This is a genomic window from Streptomyces sp. FH025, assembly GCF_017427025.1.
In the GTDB taxonomy this organism is placed as follows: domain Bacteria; phylum Actinomycetota; class Actinomycetes; order Streptomycetales; family Streptomycetaceae; genus Kitasatospora.
Window position 1 is genome coordinate 1 of record NZ_JAFLNG010000890.1, and the last position, 2,687, is coordinate 2,687.

Below are 2,687 nucleotides of genomic sequence, written 5' to 3' on the forward strand. Positions count from 1 at the left end.
GAGAGGGCCCGGGCCCGCGCGATCCGCGTGGCCCGGGCCCTCTCCTGGTTTCCCGTACGCCGCGGGGTTCGCCCGGGCGGGGCCTCACAGCTCCCCGGTGAGCCCCAGCAGCTCGCGCATCCGCGCGTACTTGGCGGCCAGCCGCTCGGCGGTCGCAGGATCCAGCGAGGCCAGCCGGGCCGGGTCCGAGTTGTGCGCCAGGTCGGCGCGCTTGACCAGCAGCGCGCCGGGCGTGGCCAGGATGCGCGCGGTGTACTCCTCGACCGGTTCGTCCGGGCGCCGGGTGAGCGCGTCCACGATCACCTTGGTCTCCTCCGGCAGCGCGGCCCGCGCCAGCCAGTCCCGGCTCAGCCGGTCGTCCTCGACGGTGTCGTGCAGCCAGCCCGCCGCGATCTGCGCCTCGCTGCCGCCGCGCGCCGCCGTCCCGCCCGCGACGGCCGCGATGTGCTCGCCGTAGGGGTGCCCGTTCTTGTCCACCTGCCCCCGGTGGGCGCGGCGCGCGATGGCCTCCACCTCGGTCAGGCTCAGGTAGTGCTCCTCCACGGCCTCATCGTAGGCCCATGATCGGTTCGCCGACGGCGCCTGTTTTACTGCCCCGTGCGGATGACCCCGCCGCACCCGGCAGATCCGTCCGAGCGATCCGAGGAACCATGCCCTCCTTACATCCGCTGCTGTCCGGCTTCGCCCCGATCTGGGCGCTCACCGGGATCGGCTACCTGGTCGGCCGGACCCGGTTGCTCGGGCCGCACGCGGAGACGGTGCTGAACCGCTTCGTCTTCCACGTCGCGATGCCGGCCGGGCTCTTCCTGTTGATCTCCCGCACCCCGCTGGGGCGGTTCGCCAACCCGTCCATGCTGGCCTTCATGGCCGGCACCGCCGTCGCGACCGGCCTCGGACTGCTCGCCGGGCACCTGTTCTTCCGCCGCGAGCCCGGCGAGCTGGCCATCGGCGCCATGGCCTCCGGGTACGTCAACTCCGCCAACCTCGGCATCCCCGTGACCATGCAGGTCCTCGGCGACGCCTCGTTCGTCGGCCCGGTGATGCTGTTCCAGATCCTGCTGGTCACCCCCGCCGTCCTGGCCGTCCTGGACGGCGGCGCGGCCGGGCGCCGGGCGCTGCTCACCCTGCCGCTGCGCAACCCGATCCTGCTGGCCGCCGCACTCGGCGCCGTCGTCTCCGCGACCGGGCTGCACCTGCCCGCCGAGCTGACGCGCTCCGGGGACCTGCTCGGCGGCGCGGGGGTGCCGACCGCCCTGATCGCCCTCGGCATGTCCCTGCACAACCGGCCGTCCGCCGACGGCCGTTCGCCCGGAGACCGTCCGCTTGGAGAGCGTCCGTTCGGGGACCATTCATCCGAAGGCCGTTCACGGCGCGCCGAGGTCGGGCTGACCGTCGCGGTCAAGACGCTGGTCCAGCCCCTGGTCGCCCTCGCCGTGGCCGGCCCACTGCTCCACCTGCCACCGCACCAGCTGCTCACCGTGGTGCTCTTCTCCGCCCTGCCGACGGCGCAGAACGTCTACACCTACGCGCGCGAGTACGGGCAGGGCGCCGTGCTCGCCCGGGACACGGTGCTCTGGTCGACGCTGGTGTCGATGGCGACGCTGTCCGTGATCAGCTGGGCCCTCGGGCCCGCGTAGCCTCCGTCCGACGGCTCTCCCCGCTCAGTCCTGCCTGGCGGCGGCCACCACCGCGGTCATGGCCTCCAGGAAGCGCCGGGCGGTCGTCAGCTCCGCCGGGTCGAACCGGCCCATCGTCGCGACCAGGTCCCCGATCAGGCCGCCGAAGAAGCCCTGTCCCAGCTCCATCGCCCGTTCCTCCACCACCAGTCGGACCTTCCGCCGGTCCTGCGGATCGCGCTCGCGGCGGATCAGTCCGAGCCGCTCCAGCCGGTCCACCAGGCCGGTGGTGCCCGCCGAGTTCAGCCGCAGCGCCTCGCCGAGCCGGCCCGGGGTGACCACCTGCCCGGCCCTGGCGGCGTCCAGCAGATGGATCAGCGCCCGCAGATCGGTCGGGTGCAGCCCGTTGCGGGCCGCGAACTCCGCTCCGAACAGGTCGAGTTCGACCGTCAGACCGCGCAGCAGGTGGACCAGCCGCATCGGGTCCTCTACCTCAGCCACCCTCTCGTCCTTCCTCGGGGCTCCATGTGCCAGTATTCTCTCGCTCAACGAGATACTTGCTCAACGAGTGATATGTCGAACGATCTCGTCGCGCGACGCGGCGGGCGATCCCGCACGCGATCACACCACACCCGCGGAGGCCCATCATGTCCGCCCGCACCGCCTCCTTCCTCGCCGCCTACGACACGCTGCTCGCCCGCTGGCCCGTCCCGGTCGAGCCGCTCACCGTCCGCACCGCCCACGGCACCACCCGGATCAACGCCTGCGGTCCCGCCGACGGCCGCCCCCTCGTCCTGCTCCACGGCGGCGGCGCCACCTCCACCATGTGGTTCGCCAACGCCGCCGCCTGGGCCGGGGCCGGCCACCGCGTCCTCGCCGTCGACCTCATCGGCGACCCCGGCCGCAGCGTCCACGACGGCACTCCGCTCGGCGACGTCCCCGGCCTGCTCGGCTGGCTGGACGCCGTCCTCGACCATCTCGGCATCCCCGAGGCCGACCTCTGCGGCCACTCCTACGGCGCCTGGATCGCCCTGGAGTACGCGCTGCACGCCCCCTCCCGGACCGGCCGGC

4 protein-coding genes are annotated in these 2,687 nt (G+C 73.5%); 2 read left to right on the forward strand and 2 right to left on the reverse strand.

Annotated features, from left to right (window positions below):
- Positions 1–84: 84 nt before the first annotated feature.
- Positions 85–543, reverse strand: coding sequence for an HD domain-containing protein (locus tag J0670_RS35280; RefSeq protein ID WP_207816642.1), 459 nt, complete (start codon positions 541–543; stop codon positions 85–87).
- 107 nt (positions 544–650) lie between these two features.
- Between J0670_RS35280 and J0670_RS35285 the strand changes: the two genes are divergently transcribed.
- Complete coding sequence (locus J0670_RS35285; protein WP_207816644.1) at positions 651–1,637, forward strand: AEC family transporter; 987 nt, start codon at positions 651–653, stop codon at positions 1,635–1,637.
- 24 nt (positions 1,638–1,661) lie between these two features.
- Here J0670_RS35285 and J0670_RS35290 read toward each other — a convergent pair whose 3' ends face one another.
- Positions 1,662–2,096 carry a MarR family winged helix-turn-helix transcriptional regulator gene (locus J0670_RS35290; RefSeq protein WP_207816649.1) on the reverse strand — a complete coding sequence of 145 codons (435 nt, stop codon included), beginning with the start codon at positions 2,094–2,096 and terminating at the stop codon, positions 1,662–1,664.
- Between the two features lie 167 nt (positions 2,097–2,263).
- Here J0670_RS35290 and J0670_RS35295 point away from each other — a divergent pair.
- The coding region (locus tag J0670_RS35295; protein WP_207816646.1) for an alpha/beta fold hydrolase at positions 2,264–2,687 on the forward strand (424 nt) is incomplete at its 3' end.

Excerpts from the sequence above, each read along its gene's own strand:
- J0670_RS35285 (WP_207816644.1), top strand. The coding sequence starts at position 651 with ATGCCCTCCTTACATCCGCTGCTGTCCGGCTTCGCCCCGATCTGGGCG.
- J0670_RS35290 (WP_207816649.1), bottom strand. The coding sequence starts at position 2,096 with ATGCGGCTGGTCCACCTGCTGCGCGGTCTGACGGTCGAACTCGACCTG.